Annotated in this window: 21 protein-coding genes; 16 read left to right on the top strand and 5 right to left on the bottom strand. The window is 49.8% G+C overall.

Annotated elements, in window-relative coordinates; all coding sequences use genetic code 11:
* The first annotated feature begins 185 nt into the window (after positions 1-185).
* The 11 genes from K7A41_RS12275 to K7A41_RS12325 all read left to right on the top strand — a co-directional run bounded on the left by K7A41_RS12275 (position 186) and on the right by K7A41_RS12325 (position 10,156).
* The gene (locus K7A41_RS12275) at positions 186-1,238 is read left to right on the top strand and encodes a tellurite resistance/C4-dicarboxylate transporter family protein (RefSeq protein WP_037533551.1); all 1,053 of its coding nucleotides are present in this window, start codon (positions 186-188) and stop codon (positions 1,236-1,238) included.
* A 63-nt stretch (positions 1,239-1,301) separates the two neighbouring features.
* Positions 1,302-2,366, top strand: a complete 1,065-nt coding sequence (locus K7A41_RS12280; RefSeq protein ID WP_265713905.1) for an MFS transporter — start codon at positions 1,302-1,304, stop codon at positions 2,364-2,366.
* A gap of 32 nt (positions 2,367-2,398) precedes the next feature.
* Positions 2,399-4,615: a molybdopterin oxidoreductase family protein gene (locus K7A41_RS12285; RefSeq protein WP_265713906.1), complete on the top strand. Its 2,217-nt coding sequence runs from the start codon at positions 2,399-2,401 to the stop codon at positions 4,613-4,615.
* Between the two features lie 21 nt (positions 4,616-4,636).
* A complete protein-coding gene (locus K7A41_RS12290; protein ID WP_265713907.1) occupies positions 4,637-5,203 on the top strand; it encodes a 4Fe-4S dicluster domain-containing protein in 567 nt (188 codons plus the stop codon).
* A 33-nt stretch (positions 5,204-5,236) separates the two neighbouring features.
* Positions 5,237-5,722, top strand: a complete 486-nt coding sequence (locus K7A41_RS12295; RefSeq protein WP_028070388.1) for a Rieske (2Fe-2S) protein — start codon at positions 5,237-5,239, stop codon at positions 5,720-5,722.
* Between the two features lie 12 nt (positions 5,723-5,734).
* Positions 5,735-5,968: a DUF6755 family protein gene (locus tag K7A41_RS12300; RefSeq protein WP_028070389.1), complete on the top strand. Its 234-nt coding sequence runs from the start codon at positions 5,735-5,737 to the stop codon at positions 5,966-5,968.
* Between the two features lie 27 nt (positions 5,969-5,995).
* Positions 5,996-6,751, top strand: coding sequence for a helix-turn-helix domain-containing protein (locus K7A41_RS12305; protein WP_265713908.1), 756 nt, complete (start codon positions 5,996-5,998; stop codon positions 6,749-6,751).
* A gap of 25 nt (positions 6,752-6,776) precedes the next feature.
* Positions 6,777-7,943: an FAD-dependent oxidoreductase gene (locus K7A41_RS12310; RefSeq protein ID WP_028070391.1), complete on the top strand. Its 1,167-nt coding sequence runs from the start codon at positions 6,777-6,779 to the stop codon at positions 7,941-7,943.
* A 115-nt stretch (positions 7,944-8,058) separates the two neighbouring features.
* A complete protein-coding gene (locus K7A41_RS12315) occupies positions 8,059-8,658 on the top strand; it encodes a DUF4142 domain-containing protein (protein ID WP_028070392.1) in 600 nt (199 codons plus the stop codon).
* A 132-nt stretch (positions 8,659-8,790) separates the two neighbouring features.
* Positions 8,791-9,279, top strand: coding sequence for a GNAT family N-acetyltransferase (locus K7A41_RS12320; protein WP_265713909.1), 489 nt, complete (start codon positions 8,791-8,793; stop codon positions 9,277-9,279).
* Complete coding sequence (locus K7A41_RS12325) at positions 9,230-10,156, top strand: hypothetical protein (protein WP_265713910.1); 927 nt, start codon at positions 9,230-9,232, stop codon at positions 10,154-10,156. Before K7A41_RS12320 ends, K7A41_RS12325 begins: the two co-directional genes overlap by 50 nt.
* Positions 10,157-10,162: 6 nt before the next feature.
* On the opposite strand, the gene K7A41_RS12330 is transcribed toward K7A41_RS12325, so the two are convergent.
* Complete coding sequence (locus K7A41_RS12330; protein WP_265713911.1) at positions 10,163-11,314, bottom strand: TlpA disulfide reductase family protein; 1,152 nt, start codon at positions 11,312-11,314, stop codon at positions 10,163-10,165.
* A 127-nt stretch (positions 11,315-11,441) separates the two neighbouring features.
* On the opposite strand from K7A41_RS12330, the gene K7A41_RS12335 reads away from it, so the two are divergent.
* Both K7A41_RS12335 and K7A41_RS12340 read left to right on the top strand, forming a co-directional pair.
* A complete protein-coding gene (locus tag K7A41_RS12335; RefSeq protein WP_037533554.1) occupies positions 11,442-11,639 on the top strand; it encodes a hypothetical protein in 198 nt (65 codons plus the stop codon).
* A gap of 51 nt (positions 11,640-11,690) precedes the next feature.
* The gene (locus K7A41_RS12340; protein ID WP_265713912.1) at positions 11,691-12,464 is read left to right on the top strand and encodes an Fpg/Nei family DNA glycosylase; all 774 of its coding nucleotides are present in this window, start codon (positions 11,691-11,693) and stop codon (positions 12,462-12,464) included.
* A gap of 28 nt (positions 12,465-12,492) precedes the next feature.
* On the opposite strand, the gene K7A41_RS12345 is transcribed toward K7A41_RS12340, so the two are convergent.
* Positions 12,493-12,951 carry a GNAT family N-acetyltransferase gene (locus K7A41_RS12345; protein ID WP_028070396.1) on the bottom strand — a complete coding sequence of 153 codons (459 nt, stop codon included), beginning with the start codon at positions 12,949-12,951 and terminating at the stop codon, positions 12,493-12,495.
* A gap of 186 nt (positions 12,952-13,137) precedes the next feature.
* Between K7A41_RS12345 and K7A41_RS12350 the strand changes: the two genes are divergently transcribed.
* A complete protein-coding gene (locus K7A41_RS12350; protein ID WP_037533617.1) occupies positions 13,138-14,022 on the top strand; it encodes an SDR family oxidoreductase in 885 nt (294 codons plus the stop codon).
* Positions 14,023-14,140: 118 nt separating this feature from the next.
* On the opposite strand, the gene K7A41_RS12355 is transcribed toward K7A41_RS12350, so the two are convergent.
* Positions 14,141-16,393, bottom strand: a complete 2,253-nt coding sequence (locus tag K7A41_RS12355; protein WP_265713913.1) for a TonB-dependent receptor domain-containing protein — start codon at positions 16,391-16,393, stop codon at positions 14,141-14,143.
* A gap of 173 nt (positions 16,394-16,566) precedes the next feature.
* Here K7A41_RS12355 and K7A41_RS12360 point away from each other — a divergent pair, with 173 nt between their 5' ends.
* Both K7A41_RS12360 and K7A41_RS12365 read left to right on the top strand, forming a co-directional pair.
* The gene (locus tag K7A41_RS12360) at positions 16,567-17,571 is read left to right on the top strand and encodes a sensor histidine kinase (protein ID WP_265713914.1); all 1,005 of its coding nucleotides are present in this window, start codon (positions 16,567-16,569) and stop codon (positions 17,569-17,571) included.
* A 1-nt stretch (position 17,572) separates the two neighbouring features.
* Positions 17,573-18,292, top strand: a complete 720-nt coding sequence (locus tag K7A41_RS12365; protein ID WP_265713915.1) for a LytR/AlgR family response regulator transcription factor — start codon at positions 17,573-17,575, stop codon at positions 18,290-18,292.
* Between the two features lie 33 nt (positions 18,293-18,325).
* Here the strand turns inward: K7A41_RS12365 and K7A41_RS12370 are convergent, their stop codons facing one another.
* Entirely contained in the window at positions 18,326-19,957 is a 1,632-nt protein-coding gene (locus tag K7A41_RS12370; protein WP_265713917.1) for a RagB/SusD family nutrient uptake outer membrane protein, read from the bottom strand.
* 12 nt (positions 19,958-19,969) lie between these two features.
* Positions 19,970-22,963: a SusC/RagA family TonB-linked outer membrane protein gene (locus tag K7A41_RS12375; RefSeq protein ID WP_265713918.1), complete on the bottom strand. Its 2,994-nt coding sequence runs from the start codon at positions 22,961-22,963 to the stop codon at positions 19,970-19,972.
* Positions 22,964-23,058: the final 95 nt, after the last annotated feature.

Consider the following 23,058-nt stretch of genomic DNA (forward strand, 5'->3'; position numbering starts at 1 on the left):
TGCAGGATAACTGGTTCTAAGCGTCAGACCAGGCTAGCTGATGCGCCCAGCAGCAGCCTTGTGTCAACTAATGTCTCTCCGCTAAAACACAGCAGTGCTTTTGATTGTTAAGCTATCAACGTCTTTGGTCGCATCGAATGTGATACAGCCAAGGCTTAACAATATGCAGAAAACCATATAAGCCGATGAATGCACTTCAAAAACGGATCAAAGTCCTGCTGCCGGGGTACTTTGCCATGGTCATGGCCACAGGAATTATTTCCATTGCCTGTCTTCTGGAAGGATTTTCCGTCCTCGGCAGGGTACTTTTTTATCTCAATATCCTGTTTTTACTCACATTATTTGCCGCCAATCTCTATCGGATGATCCGTTACTGGCCCGATATGGTAGCGGATTTCAAAAATTATCAACGCGGACCCGGATTTTTTACGCTTATCGCGGCTTTGTGCATTATGGGCAACCAGGTTATCCTTTTTGAAGGCATGAGCGGCCTGGCTACGGCATTGCTGATTCTGGCTGCCGTGATATGGGCTTTTACGATTTACGGTTTTTTCTACAATCTGACGGTGACGGATGATAAAAAACCGTTGAAAGAAGGCATCAACGGGACCTGGCTTGTCATTATCGTTTCCATTCAGGCCATATCTGTACTGATCTCTTTTGTGTCGGATGGTCTGGGCGACGCTGCTGAGATCTACCTGTTCATTGCCGCCTGTCTATTTTCTGTGGGTTGTATCTTCTATTTGTATCTGATGTCTCTGATCATTTACCGGATTTCCTTCTTCCCCTTAAACGCGATGGAACTTGGTGCTCCATACTGGATCAATATGGGGGCCACAGCCATATCCACGCTTGCCGGATCCATGCTGATCCTCCATGAAAAGCAATTTACTTTCCTGGTCGAAATCCGGCCGTTTTTAAAAGGGTTTGTGCTGTTATTCTGGGCTGCCGGCACCTGGTGGATCCCTTTGTTGGTCCTATTGGGAGCCTGGCGGCATATTGTCAAAAAAGTGAAGGTGCCTACAACGGCCGCCGGTTATGACCCCACCTACTGGGCGATGGTATTCCCGCTGGGCATGTATGTCGTCAGTACTTTCCGGCTCAGTGAAGCCCTTGATATTGCCTTTCTGAAATTTATCCCCAATGGTTTCATCTACCTCGCCCTATTTGCCTGGACCGCCGTGATGACTGGCTTTGTCAGACAGCTGTTGAAGGTATTTTTGAGCCGTAAAGTTTAGCTGATTATACTGAGCAAACAATTTAAAATCTCTACTGTTATAAAAATAGACTAATAGATTTCTATGTTGAAGCTTGTAGACTTAAAAGCCTTTGTTATAGCCAGTGCTGCGACCCTTTTGACGCTCGGGATGATCCTGGTTGGATCGCGCAGGCTGCAGAATTTTGATGCAGCTCTGGTAGCCTATCTATTCGGTACACTGTTTGCCGTTTTTGGAATTGTCTATCGTTACACCGTCTGGATACAGCGTCCCCCCACCCGTGTTTATTTCAAGAGCAGCCTAAAGATCCTGTTTTCGGCGGAAGGACTCCGTTTTTTGGGATACACGGTCAAAGATTTTGTACAGAACATCGTTTTTCAGCGCTTTATTATCCGTAGAGGCCAGTCCCGAGGCTTTGCCCATCTGATGATGGCCATCGGCTGTATTTTAGCCTTTTGTATCACGATCCCTCTTACCTTTGGCTGGATACATTTTACACTTGTCCCCGCGTCAGGTTTGGATCCCGCTGCACCCAAAATTTATACCGCGCATTTCTTTGGATTTGCCGTGATGAATTTTCCGGTAAAGTCAGTCATGGGCTTCCTGACCTTCGGGGCGCTCAACTGGTGCTCGATTCTGGTGATCATCGGAGCCACTTATTTTCTGCAAAAACGGTTAAAGGATCCGGGACTGATTGCCACGCAGACTTTTGAAGGCGATATCCTGCCCCTGCTGCTGCTGATTCTCGTTTCTTTGACGGGTCTGGGGCTGACTTTGGATTATGAATTTATGCATGGAAAGGCTTACGAATTTATGGCCGTTACCCATGCTTTTTTTGTGATCGTCTTTCTCGTCTGGATGCCTTTCGGAAAGTTTTTCCATATCATCCAGCGCCCGGCCCAGATTGGTGCTCATATCTATAAGGAAGCCGGACGTAAAAAGGGCATGCAGCACTGCAAGTTTACCGGAAAGGAGTATACAACAAAATTGCATGTCGAAGATCTCAAAAAAATCACAAAACAAACGGGTTTCAACCTTGATAATGCTGAGGGAGACTCTATCCTGGATTATAGTCCCGAAGGAAAGCGGGATCTTCTTGCCATCGCGCATTATAAAGCCCGCAAAGAAGCCGGTGAATTTTTTGGATAATCTGTAGTTGGTACCTTAAATAAAAGAATTAAATGGCAAAATTACCCATACCCGTAGAACAGATCATTGCGCAGTTTGGTCCGCACTTACATTTTCCGGATCCTGAGGGTACTCCGGGCAGAGACGAGCCGGATAGAATTGTCGAAACCCACTGCTGCTTCTGTGGTATGCAATGCGGGATAAAGTTGCTGGCCAAAAATAATAAAGTGGTTGGATTTGAACCTTGGATGGAGTTTCCTTTCAATGAGGGAAGGTTATGTCCCAAGGGCGTGCAACGTTATTTACAGGACAATCATCCCGACCGGCTGACCAGTCCTCTGGTCAATACCCCCGGAAAGGGATATCTGCCGGTCGCATGGGACGAGGCCATGGACAGAACCGTATCCGAAATCAAACGGATTCAGGAGAAGTATGGCCATGATGCCTTTGCTGTTCTTTCGGGCGTATCCCTGACCAACGAGAAATCCTACATGATGGGCAAGTTTGCCCGTGTCGCTTTAAAAACCAAAAATCTGGATTACAATGGCCGTCTATGCATGGTATCGGCGGGTGCTGGCAACAAGAAGGCGTTTGGCCTTGACCGTACGTCCAACAACTATACGGATCTTGCCCATGCTGAGGTGATCATCGTTACAGGCGCCAATGTCTCCGAAACGTTTCCTACACTGACCTATTGGCTGTGGCAGGCCCGTGACAACGGTGCCAAGATCATTGTGGTCGATCCGCGGCAGATACCCCTGGCGCGCACAGCAGATATCCATCTAGATATCAGACCGGGAACCGACTCGGCACTGTTTGGCGCGATTCTTAACTATATGGTTCAGCACGATATGCTGGACCACGAGTTTATTGCCAACCATACTTCCGGATTTGAGGATGCTATCGCGGCGGTCAGGGACTATAGCCTCGAATGGGCCGAAGAAGTCACCGGTGCAAAAAAGGAAAAAATAGAAGCCGCTGCAAAGCTCTGGGGCAAAGCTTCCACCTCCTTTCTGTTGCATGCCCGCGGTATCGAACACCATACCAAGGGGGTCGAAAATGTGCTGAGCTGCATCAATATCGTACTGGCTTCGGGCCGGATCGGACGCCCCTACTGCGGTTATGGCACCATTACCGGGCAGGGTAATGGACAGGGCGGACGCGAACATGGCCATAAATGTGATCAGCTGCCCGGTAATCGCGACATTGAAAATCCCGAACACCGCCGGTATATTGCTGAGGTCTGGGGAATAGATGAAAAAGACCTTCCGGGCAAGGGGCTCACTGCATACGAGATTATCGAAGCGATCCACCGCGATGAAATAAAAGGACTCCTATCCATCTGTTTTAATCCGCTGGTGTCGCTGCCCAATAACAATTATGTGCGCGCCGCACTTGAAAAACTGGAATTTTACGTGGGTATCGATTTTTTTATGAGCGAAACCATCCGCCACTGTGACATTATCCTTCCCGGCTCCCTGCACGAAGAAGAGGACGGTACCGTGACGACTGCCGAAGGGCGTGTGGTGCGGATCCGGAAAGTCGTCGACCCACCCGTCGGCGCACGACCCGATTCGGAAATTATACAGGAGATCGCCCGACGCCTCGGTGCAGGCGACAAATTCTCCTATGCCAGCAGCGAAGCGATCTTTAACGAGCTCCGTATAGCTTCTAAAGGCGGTACAGCCGACTATTACGGCATCACCTACGAGAAAATAGAACGGAACATGGGTGTCTTCTGGCCCTGTCCAGACCTGGATCATCCCGGCACACCACGGCTCTGGGAGGACCGCAAATTCAAGACACCTGATGGAAGGGCGCACTTCAATCCGGTGCAATACCATCCCAGCATGGATCCGACGGACGCCGAATTTCCGGTCATACTGACCACAGGCCGCGTGGTTTCACAATATCTCAGTGGTACACAGACGCGACGCATCGGCAAGCTGGTCAAACAATTTGCGCAGCCCTTTCTGGAGATACATCCCGTGCTGGCCCACACAATGGGGATCAGTCAGCATGAAGACGTACGTGTAGTCACCAAACGCGGGGATGCTATTTTTCCGGCCAATATTGTGGAGACCATCCGCGAGGATACAGTGTTTATCCCCTATCACTGGCCGGGGAAAAAGTCAGCCAATCAGCTGACCAGCGGTTTTTTGGATCCTATTTCCAAAATCCCTGAGTTTAAGGTCAGCGCCTGCCGCCTGGAACCTCTGGGAACGCAGTCATATATTGGCAATGACGCACGGGATTATCAAAGTATCTAAATCACTATAAACGGAAAGACTATGGCAGAGTATTATAAGTTACAGGAAGAATTTTTTGTCGACATGCAGCGCTGTATCGGCTGTAAAGCCTGTGAGGCGGCATGTGCCGAATGCGAAACCAACGGACAGGAGTCCATGATCCATGTCAATTATGTGGACCGCAGTACCACCATTCAGACAACCGTGCAGGTTTGCATGCATTGCGAGGACCCCGTATGTGCCAATGTCTGCCCTGCTGATGCGATTAGCAAAGACGAGTTTGGCGTGGTGCATACTGCCAACACATCGCGCTGCATCGGCTGTTCAAACTGTGTGATGGCCTGCCCTTTTGGTGTGCCCAAAAAGATGGAATCCTACGACCTGATGATGAAATGCAATATGTGTTATGACCGGACCAGTGTGGGCAAGAAGCCCATGTGTGCCACCGTATGTCCCAGTGGTGCCCTCTTCTATGGTACGCGTGAGGAGATACAGGCCAAGCGTCCCAATTCAACCCCCATTAATACCTTTCTCTTTGGAGAGGAAAAGGTCAGCACAAAAGTCAACCTGATGATGCCCAAAGGCAGCACAGAACTGCGTGTCCTATAATCAGTGGTTTATGTGATTTTAATCCCTTTTGCTATGAGCAATGAAGATAAACATTGGAAGAGAGATTTCCCGATCAGCCGGCCAGAATCAAACGAGGTCAGCCGGCGGGACTTTGCCCGGATCTTAACAGTGGTATCGGGCGGGATGGTCCTGGGAAACGCTGCCATCGCAGCAAAGGCCTTCTTCACCAAAAAGGAAAGGGCTTCGAAACGGCAGCGGATCTGCAGCACCAGCGATATTCCCGTGGGCGGCACAAAATCTTTTGTGCTCGAAAACAGCGCGGTCCCCTATATACTGGTCCACACCGAAGATGGTAACTTTTATTCGTACGAACAAAAATGCACCCACCTTTCCTGTGCGGTGTATTATCGCCCCGGCACCATGAAAATAGAATGTCCGTGCCACAATGGCTGGTTTGATGTCAAGACCGGCGAGGTGCTCCAGGGACCACCGCCCAGACCGCTCAATAGACTTGATGTTTCCATTGAAGGTGACGATATTTACGTGCAGAAAACTTAATGATCAAACCGTATGAGTACATTTAGACGAGGACAGGAACAGTCCCACCCCCAAAAGAAAAACATGATCATGTCCACGCTGATCGCCGTATTGCTGATCAATCTGCTCATACAGATCTGGCTGCTGTATACGGCGCTCAACAATGCGCTCGAAGGTCATCCAGAGGTAGCTTACAGTACTTTTGTGGCCTCGCTTATACTCTTTATTGCCTGTGTGGTCTGGCTGTATCTTTTACCACGCAAATAGGATGCGTCCGAAAATCTGGTCTTGATCATGACTACCGAATTCTCTTACCGCTTTATTGAGCCGGACAGCAGCATCGCTGATTTTGTGGAAAATCTGGGCACCTTTCGTAATGACGGTGACCAGCCCAAGGAAGTGGTGGTCGTCCCCGACGGCCGCGTAGATCTGTTTTTTTCAGTTTCTCCGGCAGCACCATTTGAAGTAATCCTTATCGGACTGGAAACCTACCCCGAACAGCGGTATATCCCGCCGGGGATGACCGTCTTTGTCATCAGTTTTAAACCGCTTGCTGTAGAATATATCCTGCAGACGCCGCTGGCAGAATTTCTGAACAGCGCATGTGAGCTGCCGCCCGGATTCTGGGGTTTTGAGCCCGGGGATATCGCGGATTTTGAACGATGCTGCGCAAAGGCGACCCAAAAGATCTGCGCCCTGATTCCTGCCGACGTGGACGATCGGAAGCGCCGGCTATTTGAGCTGATCTATTCTTCCAAAGGAGAAATGAGCGTGCAGCAGCTCTCCGATGCCGTGGGCTGGAGCAGCCGGCAGATCAACCGTTATTTTACCAAACAGCTGGGATTATCTTTAAAGACCTACACAACGATTTTGCGCTTCAGAGCATCACTGGCGCATATCGCTCAGGGAAAACTGTTTCCTGAACTGAATTACACCGATCAGAACCATTTCATCAAGGAAGTCAAAAAATACTGCGGCGTGCCGCCAAAGGAACTGTCCAAAAACCGAAACGACCGATTTGTACTATTATCGGTTCTCAAAGGAGCATAATTTTGCAGGGTAAATGTAAAATAACATGCTGATAGACAACAAATCAATTGCTATTGTCGGCGGTGGTCCCGCCGGCCTTACCCTCGCTAGGCTTCTGCAGCTGCAGGATGCCGAGGTCAACGTGTACGAAAGAGATATCAACCGACATGCACGGGTCCAGGGCTCACCCCTGGATATGCATGAGCATTCGGGTCTCGCAGCTTTGCGGGCTGCCGGGCTCCTGCAGGTGTTCCGGACGACTTACCGCCCCGGAGCAGACCGGACGCTCATCCTCAATCCGCAAGCAGAGCTGCTGTACAGTGATCATGACACCAAACCGGCAGAAAATTTTGGACACGAGCACTTTCGGCCCGAGATCGACCGTGGCCCTCTGCGAAACATGCTGCTGGAATCGCTACGGCCCGATACAGTGGTATGGGATAGTCATTTTCTGTCCATGGAGCCACATGGCGACGGCTGGTTGCTGCATTTCAAAAACGGTACCTCAGCCTACGCGGATCTCGTTGTCGCTGCCGATGGCGCGAATTCCAGAATTCGTTCTTATCTGACTGCCATTAAACCCATGTATTCAGGGGTGATTATGCTCGAAGGCCATGTCGCCAAAGAGAATGCACCCCAGATCAACGCCCTGATCAAGGGCGGTAAAATCATGGCATTCGGAAACAAACAGAACATATTAATGGGACAGAAAGGCGATGGCGAACTGGGATTTTATGCAAGTTTTAAGGCCGATGAAAACTGGGCGGTTGCCAGTGGACTCGATTTTTCGGATAGCACGCAGGTGCTGGAGTGGTTTAAACGAGAATACGTAGGCTGGAACCCGTTGTGGCAGGAACTGTTTGCTCATGCTGACGTTCCGTTTATTCCCCGGCCAATTTACTATATGCCACTTGATCAGCATTGGGAAACCAGTCCAAGCCTCACATTGATCGGTGATGCGGCACATGTGATGCCTCCCTTTGCAGGAGAAGGTGCCAACATGGCCATGCTCGATGCGCTGGAGCTGAGCGAGCATCTTAGCGACCCGCGGTATGCGACATTGAAAGATGCCATTGCGGCCTACGAAGACAGGATGCGACGCCGTGCGGCAGCCGCTACTCAAGAGTCTCTGGATAATGGTGAAAGAATGCATTCCTCAACGGCACTGGAAACCATGCTCGGATTTTTCGGCGGACATGCTGAGCAGATCTGAACAGGATGACCATGGATCGGCTGCCTTGTTTCGGCCCGTCCGGCATATTATCTAAGTTTTTTTGAACGATCAGACGCCGACTGCTGTTCAGATTACAAACTAAACTCACAAAGCAATGAAAAGAACATTTTTGACCCTGACGATTGCCTTATCACTTTTTGCGATGCAGAGCTGTGGTGGCGGAGCATCCAAAGACAGTAAAGATACTGCAGACAGTATCAACGAATCTAAGGCACCTGATCAGATCGCCGACAATCCAGTAGCAGGCACACCGGTGGCTGTTAATGAATCCGATGCCAAATTTGTGACCGAGGCCGCAAACGGCGGCATGGCCGAAGTGGAGTTAGGTGAACTGGCACAGCAGAAAGCGCAACACGCCGACGTCAAAGCCTTTGGTGAGATGATGGTGAAAGATCATTCCAAAGCCAACGACGAGCTCAAAACGCTTGCGCAGTCCAAAAACATCACACTGCCCGCCGCGGTAAGCAGCGAACAGCAGAAAGTCAAAGACGATCTTTCGAAAAAATCGGGAGCTGACTTTGACAAAGCTTATATCGATGAGATGATAAAAGATCACGAGAAAGATATCAAACTGTTTGAGGATGCCAGTAAAAACCTCGCAGATGCTGAATTGAAAGCTTTTGTCGACAAAACGTTGCCGACCTTGCGCAGCCATCTCGACCACTGTAAAAGTGTAAAGGAAAAAATGAAATAAGGTTATCCGGGCGATAGCTGCCGTATGAAACAAAAAAGGTTTTTCCGCAGGAAAAGCCTTTTTTTGTGTTGTCATTGCCTATCAAGGTCACATTTTGTCTATCTTTGGGACACAAACCTACTAATCACGATCATGAACAACGCATCGTTCCGGCTCGCGCTGAGGCCGACCACAGTTGAGGACCTTGAGACGCTCTTTACATTTCAGCTCGACAAAGAATCCAATTACCTGGCTGCTTTTACTTCGGCTGATCCGGCGGACAAGGCTGCCTATCTGGCTAAGTACAGCCGTCTGCTCAACGAACCCAGCGTAAATAATCAGACTATTCTTATTGACGGAACGATTGCTGGCAGTATCGCAAAGTTTGTCATGGAAGGCGACCATGAGATCACCTATTGGATTGACCGCAGGTTCTGGGGACGTGGTATAGCGACACAAGCATTGCGTACACTTTTGGCGCTGGAGACGGTGCGGCCTATTTTTGGACGGGTTGCCTTCGATAACCGGGCTTCGCAAAAGGTGCTGGAACATTGTGGCTTTGTCAAAATAGGCAACGACAAGGGCTATGCGAATGCCCGACAATCCGAAATCGAGGAGTATATTTACAGATTGGATACATAGTATAAGACGATTGCATATGTTTAAACTTATTTATTGCGCTGCAGTTCTGATCCTGACATTAGTCAGAACCTGTGCGGATACACCGGCACAGCAGTCCGCCACCATCGAGAATAAGCCGCGTCCGGCCTGGCTGAAACCGGTATACCATGAGGCGGTGATGATAGAAGATTCCGATTGTACAGAAAAAGACGGTACCTACCTGATTGACCGCGCCGTCGATTTCCATCCCGATAGCATGGCGGTGTTTTTTGTTGCCGCGAGGCTGCCACGCGAGCTGTTTGAAAATGCGGAAGGGTTCTATCCCGAGCTCCGGGAGTTCATTCTGGTGATGCCCGACTACGAAGCCTATGAACAGGTCGCCAAGGATGCGGAAAAGCAGGGCATCACACTGGAGCCTGCTGTCAGCAATTATTACTACTACGTCAAGCGCGAGGACGGGAAGGCCACCGTGGACCGCTATCACCTGACGGGCGGAGGGCAGCCGCAGCTGCACTACGCTGCACCAAAGATTCCGAAAGATAAAATACTGGTCTATCGCACCGAAAGTTATGGATCTGTCTGTTGTCCCAAAGACGAGCGGCGCGTACTGGAGGCAGTTGATGCCTCTTTCATCCGGCAGTATGAGCAACAGCATGGTGTCCAGATTAAAGGCAGCTTCCGCCAGATCAACGGCAAGGAAGGCGAGCATAATAACTACTACACGCTCAGCGGCCTCAACAGCCGACAGCGGCTGGACTTTTTGCTGGCCAAAAACAGGCAATGGCAATTTGAAGGCAAAACATTGTTGCCAACATCGGGAAAGCAGATCATTACGCCGGCGCTGGTTCAGATAGAGACTGAAGGAATCCGCAAGCTGGAGCCTATAGCCTACCGCTAATTACAGTTAATAAGTCGCCTTGGCGAAAATCGTCCGCAGCTGATCTTCCAGTCCCTTGCCCCGCAGGTTGCGTGCGATGATCCTGCCCTCAGGGTCGAGGAGGAAACTTGCTGGAATCGCATTGATGCCATACAGCTTGGCGGCATGGCTATCCCAGCCTTTGAGATCGGAGACCTGTGGCCAACGGAGCCCATCATCCGCTATCGCTTTTATCCACTGCTGCTGCTGTGCTGCCCGGTCGAGCGACACCCCCAGTATCTCAAAACCCTGTGACCTGTATTTGTCGTATAGTGCCACAAGGTTGGGGTTTTCTTCCCGGCAGGGCCCGCACCAGCTCGCCCAGAAATCCAGCAGCAGGTATTTGCCGCGGAAATCAGAGACTTTCATTGTTTTGCCCCCGGGGGTCAGAAGCTCCATATCCGGAGCCAGCTGCCCGACTTTGGTTTTTACAGCCGATTCCAGCTGCAGGGGGATCTCCGCAGCCAGCGGGTACTGTTTGAGCTGTTCGGATATACCTGCATATACCTCGGCCGCAGCGGCAGCGAACTTTTCCTGGCCGGCCACAAAAGACAGGCTGATCAGGCTGAGGTAAGACGCGGGGTGCTGCCGCGCAAACGCCAGATGCACAGCATACAGCTCATCCATAATCGCTTTTTCCCTATCGATGAAACCGGCGCGTACCGCCGAATCGGCCTGCTGGGCCGCTGGCAGGGCGGCAAACTCCTTATTCAGAGCCGTAAACTTGTCGTCAACGCCGCTTCGCATCTTTCGGAAGATGTCCTGATCTGCGTTCACCTGCGATCCCGTGATCACGATATTTTTAAGGGAATCCGCTGCCCGCATATGCATCACAACAGGTTCGAGATAAAAGCGGAAATAGTCCATCTGCTCCTTCGGTGCCAGCTTTTCGACGTAAGGGTTTTTATGGAGATACAGGGTCGAGGACACAGGATAGCCGATCCTGCCCGAAAAGGAAAATTGGCCTCCGGCTGAGACGGTGGAGTCCACCACCGAATTCCCGTCAATCTCGTATATCAGAAAAATTTTGGAACCATTTTTTAACTTGCTCACCTCCCCTCTGATCGTGTAGCTGCGCTGTGCGCAGGCCACTACGGGGATTATGCAGAGCCATGCTAGCCATATTTTTGGGATTGTCATCGTCGTATCAGGTTTATATTCAAACTATTGTCTGTGCATAAATATACAGATTATTCCGCAGTCGCTGTATTTCCAATGGGTAAAACTATCGTGGGACCGTTTTTGTTCCTGTCTAAAAGGAGGAACTATGCCCTGGTATAATGGAAACTACCCACCGTCCTATAAGAATCAGCCTGCTAGGATCCGTGATAAGGCGACCGAAATCGCCAACGCCATGCTGGAAGAGGGCGTCGAAGAAGGCATTGCAATCGCCACCGGACTCAAAAAAGCGCGCGAATTTTATGGTGAAGATACGCAGGATGAGCAAAATCAAGAATCCAAATAAGAAAGTGAGCACCCGGGAGTGCTTGAATTGTTGACGTTAAATTGAAAAACTATGCCAGAACTACCCGACTTACAGGTTTTCAGCAAGAACCTCAACCGTATGATCAAAGGTAAAACGCTTGAAAAAGCGATCATTCACAACAAGCAGAAGATCAAGGTCAAAGAAGCGGAATTGCAAGCCCTGGAAGGAAAAACACTGAACAGGGTCTTCCGCCGGGGCAAAAGGCTCTTCCTTGATTTTGGTAAAGATGCCATCCTTGCCATTCACCTGATGCTACACGGCAAGCTGGAATACAGCGATACGCCCGATCCAAAGTATGCCCTTGTGTCCCTGACTTTTAAGGGAGGTAAAATACTTTCTGTCACCGACTTTCAGCAGATGGCCAATATAGAGCTGAATCCGCCCTCTGCGGAAGCCATCGACGCGCTGTCTCCCCAGTTGACGGCGGACAAGCTTGAGCAGCTTTTGAAGGCCAGCAGGGCCAAGATCAAGACCGTTCTGATGGATCAAAAACTCATCGGTGGCATCGGCAATGCGTATGCTGACGAAATCCTCCATGCGGCGCAGCTCTCACCGCTCTCCATTGCCGGCAAGATCCCCAAAAAGAAGGTGCAGCAATTGGCTAAGGCCATCAAGGACGTGCTGGAAGATGCCGAACGGCAGATCCAGAAGACGCATCCGGATATCATCAGCGGCGAGGTCAGGGACTTTCTGAAAGTGCACCGCAAGCAGGCAAAACACGATGCCTCCGGGCAGACCATAAAACAGACCAAAGTCGGGGGCCGTATCACCTACTATACCGCTGATCAAGAGGAGTTCAGCTAAAATGCATGGCCAGGATGAGCCGTGCGGGTTAGATCTCCATTCGCATTTCGAGCAGGTTGGGCTTGAAACCTGCTTTGGTATACGCTTTTTTTGCGCTTTCATTGGCATCGTAGACCTGAAGTCTTATTTCGGAGATGCCCCTTGCCCGCGCCCAGGCAGTCAGGCCTTCAAGGATCATCCCATTGATCCCACGGCCACGGTAGTCCGGTCTGACATACATAAATCCCAGATGGGCAAACTGCCCGTGCTTCAGATAAGGTCTGGCCGGCAAGATTTTAGCGTATCCTGATCCAACGAGCTCTTCCCCTGCCGCCGCCACCAGCACCTCGGCATCCGGAGAACGAACCAGTTCCAGGAGATCGTAATAATGAATCTCCCCTTCCTTTAATGTGCCGTCATATGGACGCTCAGCTTCGACAATACCTTGTTCAAATTCGAGTAATCGATCGATTTCATGTGCCTGCGCCGGCCTGATTTGTATTTCCATTTTCGAAAGGATGTTATGTACAGCGTGAATACACAAATATATTCAATAAAGTTTATAGTTAGCGGACAGAAGGCACCAAACTGTGACAGGGGCATCGCTTATCGTCTTTTTGATTTTTTCTAAACGATTTTTTAACGGAGGAGGTTCACCTAGGAGACTATGGATGTTAACAATAAAATCAACACTATGACACAATTTAAAAATCCACACACAAAATATCCTGTACCGCCATTTCCCAAGCAGGAACAGGAAGTTCCCGGTACAGAAGCAGCGATGCAACCACAGGCCGACCACGGCGAAGAAAGTTATGTCGGCAGTGGCAAGCTGACTGGTGCAAAAGCGATTATCACCGGCGGTGATTCTGGTATAGGCCGCGCAGTGGCCATAGCCTATGCGCGCGAAGGTGCAGATGTGGTCATCAGTTATGGTTACGATGTGGAGGATGAGGACGCTGCCGAAACTGCACGGCTAGTGGAGAAGGAAGGCCGTAAAGCCATACTTTCCAAAGGCGACCTTCGTGAGGAAAGCTATGCAAACCAGCTGATTGAACTCGGTGTCCGCGAACTGGGCGGCATCGATATCCTGGTCAATAACGCCGCCTATCAAATGGCACATAAAACGCTCGAAGAATTGACCGCCGAGGAATGGGACCGTACGTTTGAAACCAACATACGGAGTATGTTCTATCTGTGCAAGGCTGCCGTACCACATATGCAGCCGGGCAGTTCCATCATCAATACTGCATCGGTCAATTCCTATCATCCCAATGCGGTGCTGCTCGACTATGCAGCCACCAAAGGGGCGATCCAGAACTTTACCGCCAATCTGGCGCAGATGCTGCTCGAACAAGACAAAGGAATCCGTGTCAACGCTGTTGCTCCCGGTCCGGTGTGGACACCGCTGATTCCGTCGACTATGCCAGAGCCCGAAAACTTCGGTAAGGACAGCCCGATCAAAAGGCCGGCACAGCCTGCAGAGATCGCACCGGCCTATGTATTTCTGGCCTGCGAGGATAGCAGCTACATTGCCGGAGCGACTATTGCCGTAACCGGCGGCAAGGTTGCCATGTAAGAAAATAAGTAATCTCAATCTCTCTCTTTTTACGTATTAGCCTCATGCCATTTTGGTTCATGAGGCTTCTTATTACAACAGATAGATACTTCGGCGACCATGCGCCCACGGCACACCGCTATTGACCGGCTTTTTTTTGGTCGTCATTTCTGATCTGCTTTTCCTTTGAGCGGTAAGCATTCGGTCTGTTTTTGCCAAACTGCCATGAAAAGGACAGACCAAAGGACCTGAAAGGCAATGCAAAGTTTCCTTTTTGAATAAACAACGGCGTTTCAGAATAGCTGCCGAGGTTTTTACTATTGCTAAAAGGGTCGACGATGGCGAGTCCCAGTATGGCTGCTTCGTTCAATACTTTCTTCTTGAACGATATGTTCCATAGGTTGAATGCAGCGAATTCCCCCTGGAAAGTTCTTTGGGGCGAATCATGGAATAAATAAGAATCCAGCATATAGCCTTTACCGAGATTCAGGTCCAGTCCGGCAAAGGTTTTATAGATCACAGTGGTTTTGTTCGCCATGCGCGAACTGTACAGAAACTTTTCTGCCGGATCGTTTGCATATGTGTATACGTCCATATTTGCTTTAATATTCACGCCTTTGAACAGCGTTATCGAAGTATACACGCTGGCTCCGATGTTTTTGTTGGTTCCGATATTCTGAAAAGTCTGCAGGAGGACCGTACGCCCGCCGGCGGTGGTTGTCTCCAGTATAGGCTCTATGCTATGATCCGTGCTCCTATAATAGACAGCGGCATAGAGCTGTCCCCTGTTGCGCAGCAATGCAAAGTCGCCGCCGAGCTCAACGTGCTGAATGATCTCTGACCGGAGATTGGGGTTGCCCTGCATCTGATTGCTCCTGTCTGCTTCATTTCGGAAGGGATTTAAGTAATATAAGCTTGGCCTCTGGATCCGTTTGGCATACGACATTTTAAGCGTGGAGTTTTCACTGTAATTATACGAAACACTTAAGTTAGGAAACAGATCGTTTGTATGGTTCATAAACTGCGCTATATGCGCTGACTCTTCGGCTTTCAGTATGGTTTTTTCCCAGCGCAGTCCTGCCTTTACGTTGACAGATTTTCCGATGGGAAAGCCTACGGCAGCATATCCTGCCCACACCTTCTGTGTATATCCGAAGGAATAGCTGCGCTGCATATCCCGCACAGTTTCTCCTATCTGTGTTGACGAATCGATGGCAACTGTCGAGCTGATATTCCGGTCCACGAGCTTAACACCAAAATCCAGCGCTATTTTCTGGATCGAACGTTTAAAATCCACTTGCGTTGTATACTCGTCACTGTTACCCAAGTTTTGCCCTCGCTCGGACAGCAATCCGTAGATGCCCTTGTATGTGGTATTATTTTTACCATTCAGGTATTGAAACGACAGTGAGATCTCCCCGGCCTTTTTGCTGAATTTACGAATATAATCCGTACTGAAATCGAAATTGCCGGCCGGTTGCCGGTTGTCCACACTGGCTCCAATTGCAGTACCCTCCTCCCTGTAGACAGTCTGCATTTTATTGCTGGTGACGAGCAGCAACTGGTTGAAATTAAGATTGGATACCAGCATAGTGTTTGTGTCCAGCTCATAATCCATGGCTACTGAGATCTGCGTTCCGTTACGGCGGTTTCTGCTGTCGTTGGTCTGTGAAAATATTGTCTTTCCGGAGAGTGTCGAATTTGCTGAGGTGATGCGGCTTGCAATCGGATAACTCCAGGTATTGCCCACACTGCCGGTGATGCCAAAACGGCCGATCCGGCCAGCTATGCTGCTGTTTTGGTTACTCTGCCGTGTACCTATGGTCGTGCCGATGCTGCCGTTGACGCCTGAGACTGTTGGTCTGCCGGTCAGGATGTTGATGATTCCAGCAGCACCTTCAGCATCATATTTTGACGGGGGATTTGTTATGATTTCCACGGATTTAATCTGTTCCGAAGGCAACATCCGCAGGGCCTCCGCGAGATTGCCCCGGGTGATGCTTGACGGTTTGCCGTTGATAAAAATCCTGACGTTCTGGTTGCCACGGAGTGCTGCCTTTCCATCGTAAGACAGCGATACCATAGGCAGCTTCCGGAACACTTCCTCCGCTGTGGTACCCCTGAGACTGGCATCCTTGGCCACATGATAGATGATCTTGTCCTCCTTATTTTCAATTACCGGCAATCTTCTCCGGATCTCGACGGCCTCCAGCCTATGCCGGCCGGCAAGATCAGTCAGACCAGTGTCGGGTGTATGTGCAGATTTTGGAACTTTGCTATCCATTTCCGCACGACGGGCGGAATCAGCGTTCTGCGCATATGAGTAAGTGGTACATGCGGTAAGTCCGAACAAAAGAAACAGTAAGGTCAAGGGAATGATTTTTTTGGTCATTTTTTCTTTTAAAACTAGATACAACGGGATCTTAATTCTACATTCTTTCCGTCAACCGTCTGATATTTTACGCCAAGCGCATAGTATACCCGAGAAAATATGTTTAACATTACGGGAAAATTAATTCAGCAGGCTAACGGTATAAAAATGGCCGTTAAAGTATATACATTCATATGAATCGAAAAATCTATGAGGTGATCCTATTGATCTGGTTTTTATCGTCCATTTATCTGTTATTCGGCGCCATAATATTCAATAAAGCCTCTTCCTTTGGTGTCGCGCTGATCATCCAGTCCCAGATCATTCTGCTGATCATCATTTTGTTGACGGCCACCTCCATCTTTCCAAAAAACTGGGAAGCAAAGCGATGGGGATTGATCTCTTTTCAGATCATCGGCCTTAACCTGATCTGTGTGCTGATCCGCTACATTGTCGAGGAGATTATCTTTGTCCGTCTGGGCTTTCCAAAGAGCGAACCTTTCAATGCCCTGTTTTTTGTCTATGATAACTTTTACTATTCACTTCCCGGCTTCTTCATCGGTTTTATTACCTTCTTGGTTTTTAAAACCATTGCGGTGGAAAAGCGCAACAGCGAGCTTCGGCAGGCCGTACAGGAGGCCGAATTAAACCTGTTAAAATCGCAGATCAATCCGCATTTTCTGTACAACGTGCTCAACTATATGTATGCTGTTTCTCTGCCCCTTTCCGAACGGCTTTCGGGTACGGTTGCAAAATTGGCAGGGACCATGAGGTATACCCTGACCAAGTCGGACGTCCAGATGGTCCCGCTGCGGGAAGAGATCGAATTTATACAGGACTATATTGATCTGCAATCCACGCAGTTTGACAAAGGCCTGCACTACTGCCTGCACAAAGAACTCGAGGATGACAGCGTGATGCTACCCACTTTGATCCTCATTGCCTTTATTGAAAATGCATTTAAGCATGGTGTGGTCGACGACCCCGCACTGCCATTAATAATAGCGGTCAGATCGACCGACAAGGACCTAACCCTGGAGGTGGAAAACCATATCCAGCCAAAGCGGAAAGATCCGGGCAATGGAATCGGCCTGGTCAATGTAAAGCGCCGGCTCGAAATTCTCTATCCCGACAAACATGTGCTGCGGACGGTCCGTACGGACGAGCGTTTTTCAGTTTACCTTCAATTGTCTTTATAGAATGGAACAGCCACAGCGTCTCAACTGCCTGATCGTCGATGACCAGGCTTTTGCTATCCGGATACTGGAAAACCACCTTGCGCATTTTCCGGAGTTTAAGTTGGTCTATGCAGGATCAGATGTGTTTGAAGCGCTTCGTTTATTGACTGAATGCAACATTGATCTGGTTTTTCTCGATATACAGATGCCCGATATGAGCGGGCTTCAGCTCCTGAAACTGAGCCGAAGCAGAGCCCGGTTTATCTTTACCACGGCCTACCCGAAGTATGCCTTTGAGGGTTACGAAAATGATATCACTGATTTCTTGTTAAAACCCATCACCTTTGCCCGTTTCCAGAAAGCGATCGATAAATTTAAGCAGCAGGTACAGGTGGAGTTGCAGCAAAATACAGCCGCTTCAAAAGACCATGTACTGATCAAGGGAGACGCCAAACAAAAATATCATAAAGTTCAGCTGGTGGATATTCTTTATGTGAAAGGACTGGATAACTACATCAGTATCAGTACAACGACGGGGGTAATCGTCACGTACATGAACCTGAAGGATCTGACGGCCCTTTTGCCGGCACATAGATTTTGCAGGATCCATAAATCGTACATTGTGTCTTTGGAACATATTGCGTATGTGGAAAAAAATTCAGTTCGGATCAGGGATGACTTCTTTCCCATCGGACCTGTGTTTAAGAAGGACTTTTTCCGGCGTTGGGATTTAAGGCGCTAAAAAAGCGCCCCGGCCTAGGGCGCTTTCATTGGTTTATTGATAACCTTGGTTTTGCGTAAATTCGTCCTTGTTGGTGATGGCATCCAGCTGGTCCTGCGGAATAGGTCTCACCTTATGGAAATCCTGAATATTTTTGGCGATATCCGGATTATGAGCCCTTACCCTTTCGACCAGTTTTCCCGTACGTTTGAGGTCAAACCAGCGGATCTGCTCGCCGGCAAACTCCCGGGCTCTTTCGTCGAGAATGAAATCAAGAGTCATCTGACTGGCGCTCACTTTCATTTTTTCCTCCGAACCGGGCTGCGCGGCACGCGCGCGGATGATATTGACCCAATGTGCCGCCGAGTCAAGATTGCCCAGCCGCAGCTGTGCCTCCGCAGCATTTAAATAGAGCTCGGCAAAACGGATCACGAAGACGTCCCGCGCACTCTGGGCCTCGTTGGACGAGGGCCGTGTAGGATCCAGAAACTTGCTTAAAGTCGGGTAGCGCAGCTGATCATTGACTTTACCGTCACTCGCATATATGTAGTTTCTGTCGTAGATCTTATACGGCTTGCCCGTATTGCTAATCGCACGGCGGGTGGCATACACTGCGGTATCCCCCAGTTTAACTGTTGCCGTCGGGTTATTCGCATAAAACACCTCCTTAAAAGATGCCGCATAGCGGCTGTCGCCTTCGGGGTACAGATCCAGCAGAAAACGGGTCGGCATATAGCGGTTGAACGGGCGGCCGTTGGCCAGGTCACGTTGCATACCTGTTTCTGTATCATACTTCATTAAAAATAACAGGTGGCCGTTGTTGCTGCCGCGGTTGTGCCCCAGCGGGTTGAGTATTTTGTCACTGATATCATTGAGCGCCAGATTGGTCGAATAATTGACGGTGTAGACCACTTCTTTATTTTTCAGATTGGCCATATTCCAGAGATCCGCATAGTTTTTGAGCAGTTCAAAACCGTAGTTGCCTTTGATGACCGACAATGCATAGTCGTTGGCCTCTTTATATTTCCCTTCCGACAGGTATACGCGCGACAAAAAAGCGCGGGCAGCGGGATTGGTCACGCGGCCATAATCTTTGCTTGTATTCGGTAGATCCTTGATCGCTGCGAGCAGGTCCGATTCGATCAGGGCATAAAACTCTTCGGGCGCCGTTTTATTAGCCGTCGTGATGATGCCTGCGGTTTCGGTGGTGGTCAGGTGCACGCCGCCCCAGGTCTGCAGGATATGCCAATAGTAAAAAGCACGCAGGAAACGTAGTTCGGCCAGCCGGATAGCCTTGGTGTCCGGCGTTAGACCAGCAGCGTCTATACGGCCGATACCTGCGTTGCAGACATTTATGGCGGAGTACAAAGCCTTCCATTCTGTTGCTATTGCGCCATTGTTGCCTTGAAGGTTGATATATTTCATCAGATCAGGAAAGGTATCGCCGGCACCGCTCATCCAAAGATCGGTTCCCATTTCGGACATGCTGTAGCCCTCCTCCTTACCATACCACCAGCGCTGATACGAATACGCCGCATTGACCAGGGTCTCGAAGCCCTCGGGCGTGGTGAAGACCGTTTCGGCGGTCAGGCCGCTTGGGTTGTATTCGTCCAGAATCTTTGAACAGCCTGATGATGCCAGCGCCACCACTGAAGCCATGACAATATTTTTGATAGTTCTTTTCATTTTTTGTAGCAATTAAAATCCAACATTCACACCGAAAACAAATAATTTGGTCATCGGGAAGTTTTCCGATCCACCCCTTTCCGGATCATACGAATTGAGCAGGTCCGATTTGGTCCAGGTAAATGGGTTCCTGGCCGTACCATATACCCTTAATTTTTTGATAAAGCCATCCTTCAGTACCGACTGCGGAAAATTGTAGCCCAGTGATATATTCCGGATGCGCAGGTAAGACCCGTCCACATAACCCAGCGAGCTGGAGTACAGCGTGCTCGCCAGTGAGAGCCCAGAGTTGGGCCGCGGATAGGCGTTGGTTGGATTCTCCGGCGTCCAGTAGTCTATGATGGCCGCACTCTGACCCAGGCCCTGCGGATCGTAGCGGCGTAGGAAGTTGGGCTGTATGGTCTGTCCCCAGCGGACAAAAAGCAATACGTTGAGGTCAAATCCTTTATAGCTAAAAGTGTTGTCCCATGAACCGAACCATTTTGGCCGTGGAGTACCGATGATCACGCGGTCATTTGTGGCATCGATTTTCCCGTCCCCGTTGACATCGCGCACGCGTATATCACCGGGTTTCTGGTTGAACTTGGCAGCTTCCTCCTCCTGACCCAGCTGCCAGATACCCAGTTTGTCGTAATCGTAGAATACCACCGTGGGATAACCGATAAACCAGCCGTTTCCGATGTCATCCGAACTGGTAACCAGCTCGACAATCTCCTCTTTATTACGTGTATAGGAGATTGAGGTATTCCACTTCAAGTTGCTGTCTTTCAGTACATCCGCGTTTACGGTTATTTCGAAACCGCGATTCCGGGTTTTTCCAATGTTCTGGATCACATTGCTTACGCCTGTCGAAGGCGGCAAGCCCCGCTCGAGCAGCAATTTCGATGTTCTGGAGTCATAGTAATCCAGGGTACCTGTAACGCGTCCATTAAGTATCCCAAAGTCGAGTCCCGCATTGGTCGTCGCTGTGATCTCCCAGCCCAGGTTGGTGTTGCCGATCTGTGGTGAAAAAGTATAGCCCGTTGCCGAAGCATCATCGTAGGCAAAAGCCACACGGCTGAGGTTGTTCTGTGTTGAGTACGGCGACACCGCGTAGTTGCCTGCCCGACCCCAGCTCAGTCTGGCCTTGAGTTCGCTAAATACGCTCTGGTTTTTCATAAACGACTCATCGACAATGCGCCAACCTGCAGCAATGGAGGGAAAGAATGCCCATTGGCTGCCCTTTGCCAATATGGACGAACCATCAGAACGGCCGGTGGCTGTCAGCAGGTACCTACCTTTGTAGCTGTAGTTGACACGGCCGGCAAACGAGAGCAGATTGTTCATGCTGTATGCCGTCGTCGTCGCCAGATTTTTGGAGGCATTGCCCAGAGCATAGAAAAGCTGTCTATCGAGGAGCAGGCCCTCACCCGAAGCGTCGATACGGTCCGAGCGATTCCACAGGATACTGTTGACAGCCGTAATGTTCAGGTTGTGGTCACCAAAGGAGTTCTGATAGGACAATACATTTTCCCAGTTGATCAGATGGCTATTCTCTGTACTATAGGTGGCTTTCGATGCCGATCCGTTGCGGTCGATGGTATACATCCCCGCAAAGGTCCCCTCGCGGTTATTATTGAGGGTCACCCCGATGGTCGACTTGCCCGAAAATCCTTTCCATGGTTTCAATTCGAGATAGCCATTGATCAAGGTGCGGGTCACAAGATTCTGCGCATCATAGGCGTTAGGTTCGAGGTCAGCCAGCGGATTGATAGCCGATCCGTTGAGCGGATAGAGGATCAGGCTGCCGTCGTCGTTGTAGATTTTGCCGAGGGGGCTGATCTTATTGGCCTGATTGAGCGGGTCGCGTGCCGCCTGAATTTTGTAGTGCGTCACCTGCGACTGCATTCCAGCCCTGAAGTACGTGCCCAGTTCCTGGTCTATGTTGAGCCGGCCCCCAAAACGGTTGGATTTATCCTGTTCGAAGATCCCCCGTTCATTCAGGAAATCTCCGGAGAAGTAGACCTTTGTTTTTTCCGTCCCCGCGTTGATGCCGACCTGATAATTCTGTTGGAAGCCCTCTTTGACCAAGTGATCAAAATAGTTGGTGTACTCGTTGTTTTTGATAGCCTCGAGCTCGGCAGTATTGAAAATAGCCGCATCGTTAGATACGTCGTTCCATTTACCCGTGGTACGATAAGCCTCGCGTCGAAGTTTCACCCATTGGTCGAGGTTCATGACCTCTGGGTAGCGGGCCACTTTAGACACACCGGCGTAGGCATTGAACGCAATCTGTGCAGCACCGGTTTTTCCCTTTTTGGTGGTGATGATAATGACCCCATTGGCTCCTCGGGAGCCGTAGATCGCCGTAGAAGAAGCGTCTTTGAGTACTTCCATCGATTCGACATCATTGGGGTTGATATCCTGGATATTGCTGTACTGGATTCCGTCAACAATGTATAGCGGACCATTTTGTGCCGTGATGGACCGGTTGCCGCGGATGGTGATATTGACACCCGAGGATGCAGATCCACTGCTGCGCGTCACATCCATACCCGACACCTTGCCCTGCACCGACTCCAGCATATTGGCCGAAGGCACCTTGGCAATCTCATCCCCTTTGACAGAAACCACCGAACCTGTCAGGTCACGTTTTTTGACCGTACCATAGCCAACGACGACCACCTCATCCAGCGTTGCGTCGTTTGACTGCAGGACGACCGAAAGAGGCTTGCCCGGTACGATGGTCACCTGCTGGGCGTCAGCCCCCAGATAAGTGATGGACAACTGTGTGACCGTGGCGGGTATTTTAATCGAAAAATTTCCATTGGCATCGGAAGATGTTGATAAGCTGCTGTTACCGACAGCGCGGATCGTCGCTCCCGACACAGGCTTTCCCTGGGCGTCTTTTACTGTACCGTTTACATTTTGTTCCTGCGCCCTCACATAAGGAGCGGACAATACAAACATGACACTCAGAGCAGCAGTTTTTAGGATACTACTTTCCCATTCAATCTTTGGTATCATAAGGTTTATAAAGTTTAAAAATTGTTTTCCCTTTGCGGTTGGATGCAACCGCTTGCATAAACTGAAATTAGAAATTTAAAATGCAAACTGCTAAA

The sequence above is a fragment of the Sphingobacterium sp. InxBP1 genome, from assembly GCF_026191775.1.
Lineage (GTDB): Bacteria > Bacteroidota > Bacteroidia > Sphingobacteriales > Sphingobacteriaceae > Sphingobacterium > Sphingobacterium thalpophilum.

Excerpts from the sequence above, each read along its gene's own strand:
- K7A41_RS12275 (WP_037533551.1), top strand. The coding sequence starts at position 186 with ATGAATGCACTTCAAAAACGGATCAAAGTCCTGCTGCCGGGGTACTTT.
- K7A41_RS12280 (WP_265713905.1), top strand. The coding sequence starts at position 1,302 with ATGTTGAAGCTTGTAGACTTAAAAGCCTTTGTTATAGCCAGTGCTGCG.
- K7A41_RS12285 (WP_265713906.1), top strand. The coding sequence starts at position 2,399 with ATGGCAAAATTACCCATACCCGTAGAACAGATCATTGCGCAGTTTGGT.
- K7A41_RS12290 (WP_265713907.1), top strand. The coding sequence starts at position 4,637 with ATGGCAGAGTATTATAAGTTACAGGAAGAATTTTTTGTCGACATGCAG.
- K7A41_RS12295 (WP_028070388.1), top strand. The coding sequence starts at position 5,237 with ATGAGCAATGAAGATAAACATTGGAAGAGAGATTTCCCGATCAGCCGG.
- K7A41_RS12300 (WP_028070389.1), top strand. The coding sequence starts at position 5,735 with ATGAGTACATTTAGACGAGGACAGGAACAGTCCCACCCCCAAAAGAAA.
- K7A41_RS12305 (WP_265713908.1), top strand. The coding sequence starts at position 5,996 with ATGACTACCGAATTCTCTTACCGCTTTATTGAGCCGGACAGCAGCATC.
- K7A41_RS12310 (WP_028070391.1), top strand. The coding sequence starts at position 6,777 with ATGCTGATAGACAACAAATCAATTGCTATTGTCGGCGGTGGTCCCGCC.
- K7A41_RS12315 (WP_028070392.1), top strand. The coding sequence starts at position 8,059 with ATGAAAAGAACATTTTTGACCCTGACGATTGCCTTATCACTTTTTGCG.
- K7A41_RS12320 (WP_265713909.1), top strand. The coding sequence starts at position 8,791 with ATGAACAACGCATCGTTCCGGCTCGCGCTGAGGCCGACCACAGTTGAG.
- K7A41_RS12325 (WP_265713910.1), top strand. The coding sequence starts at position 9,230 with ATGCCCGACAATCCGAAATCGAGGAGTATATTTACAGATTGGATACAT.
- K7A41_RS12330 (WP_265713911.1), bottom strand. The coding sequence starts at position 11,314 with ATGACAATCCCAAAAATATGGCTAGCATGGCTCTGCATAATCCCCGTA.
- K7A41_RS12335 (WP_037533554.1), top strand. The coding sequence starts at position 11,442 with ATGCCCTGGTATAATGGAAACTACCCACCGTCCTATAAGAATCAGCCT.
- K7A41_RS12340 (WP_265713912.1), top strand. The coding sequence starts at position 11,691 with ATGCCAGAACTACCCGACTTACAGGTTTTCAGCAAGAACCTCAACCGT.
- K7A41_RS12345 (WP_028070396.1), bottom strand. The coding sequence starts at position 12,951 with ATGGAAATACAAATCAGGCCGGCGCAGGCACATGAAATCGATCGATTA.
- K7A41_RS12350 (WP_037533617.1), top strand. The coding sequence starts at position 13,138 with ATGACACAATTTAAAAATCCACACACAAAATATCCTGTACCGCCATTT.
- K7A41_RS12355 (WP_265713913.1), bottom strand. The coding sequence starts at position 16,393 with ATGACCAAAAAAATCATTCCCTTGACCTTACTGTTTCTTTTGTTCGGA.
- K7A41_RS12360 (WP_265713914.1), top strand. The coding sequence starts at position 16,567 with ATGAATCGAAAAATCTATGAGGTGATCCTATTGATCTGGTTTTTATCG.
- K7A41_RS12365 (WP_265713915.1), top strand. The coding sequence starts at position 17,573 with ATGGAACAGCCACAGCGTCTCAACTGCCTGATCGTCGATGACCAGGCT.
- K7A41_RS12370 (WP_265713917.1), bottom strand. The coding sequence starts at position 19,957 with ATGAAAAGAACTATCAAAAATATTGTCATGGCTTCAGTGGTGGCGCTG.
- K7A41_RS12375 (WP_265713918.1), bottom strand. The coding sequence starts at position 22,963 with ATGATACCAAAGATTGAATGGGAAAGTAGTATCCTAAAAACTGCTGCT.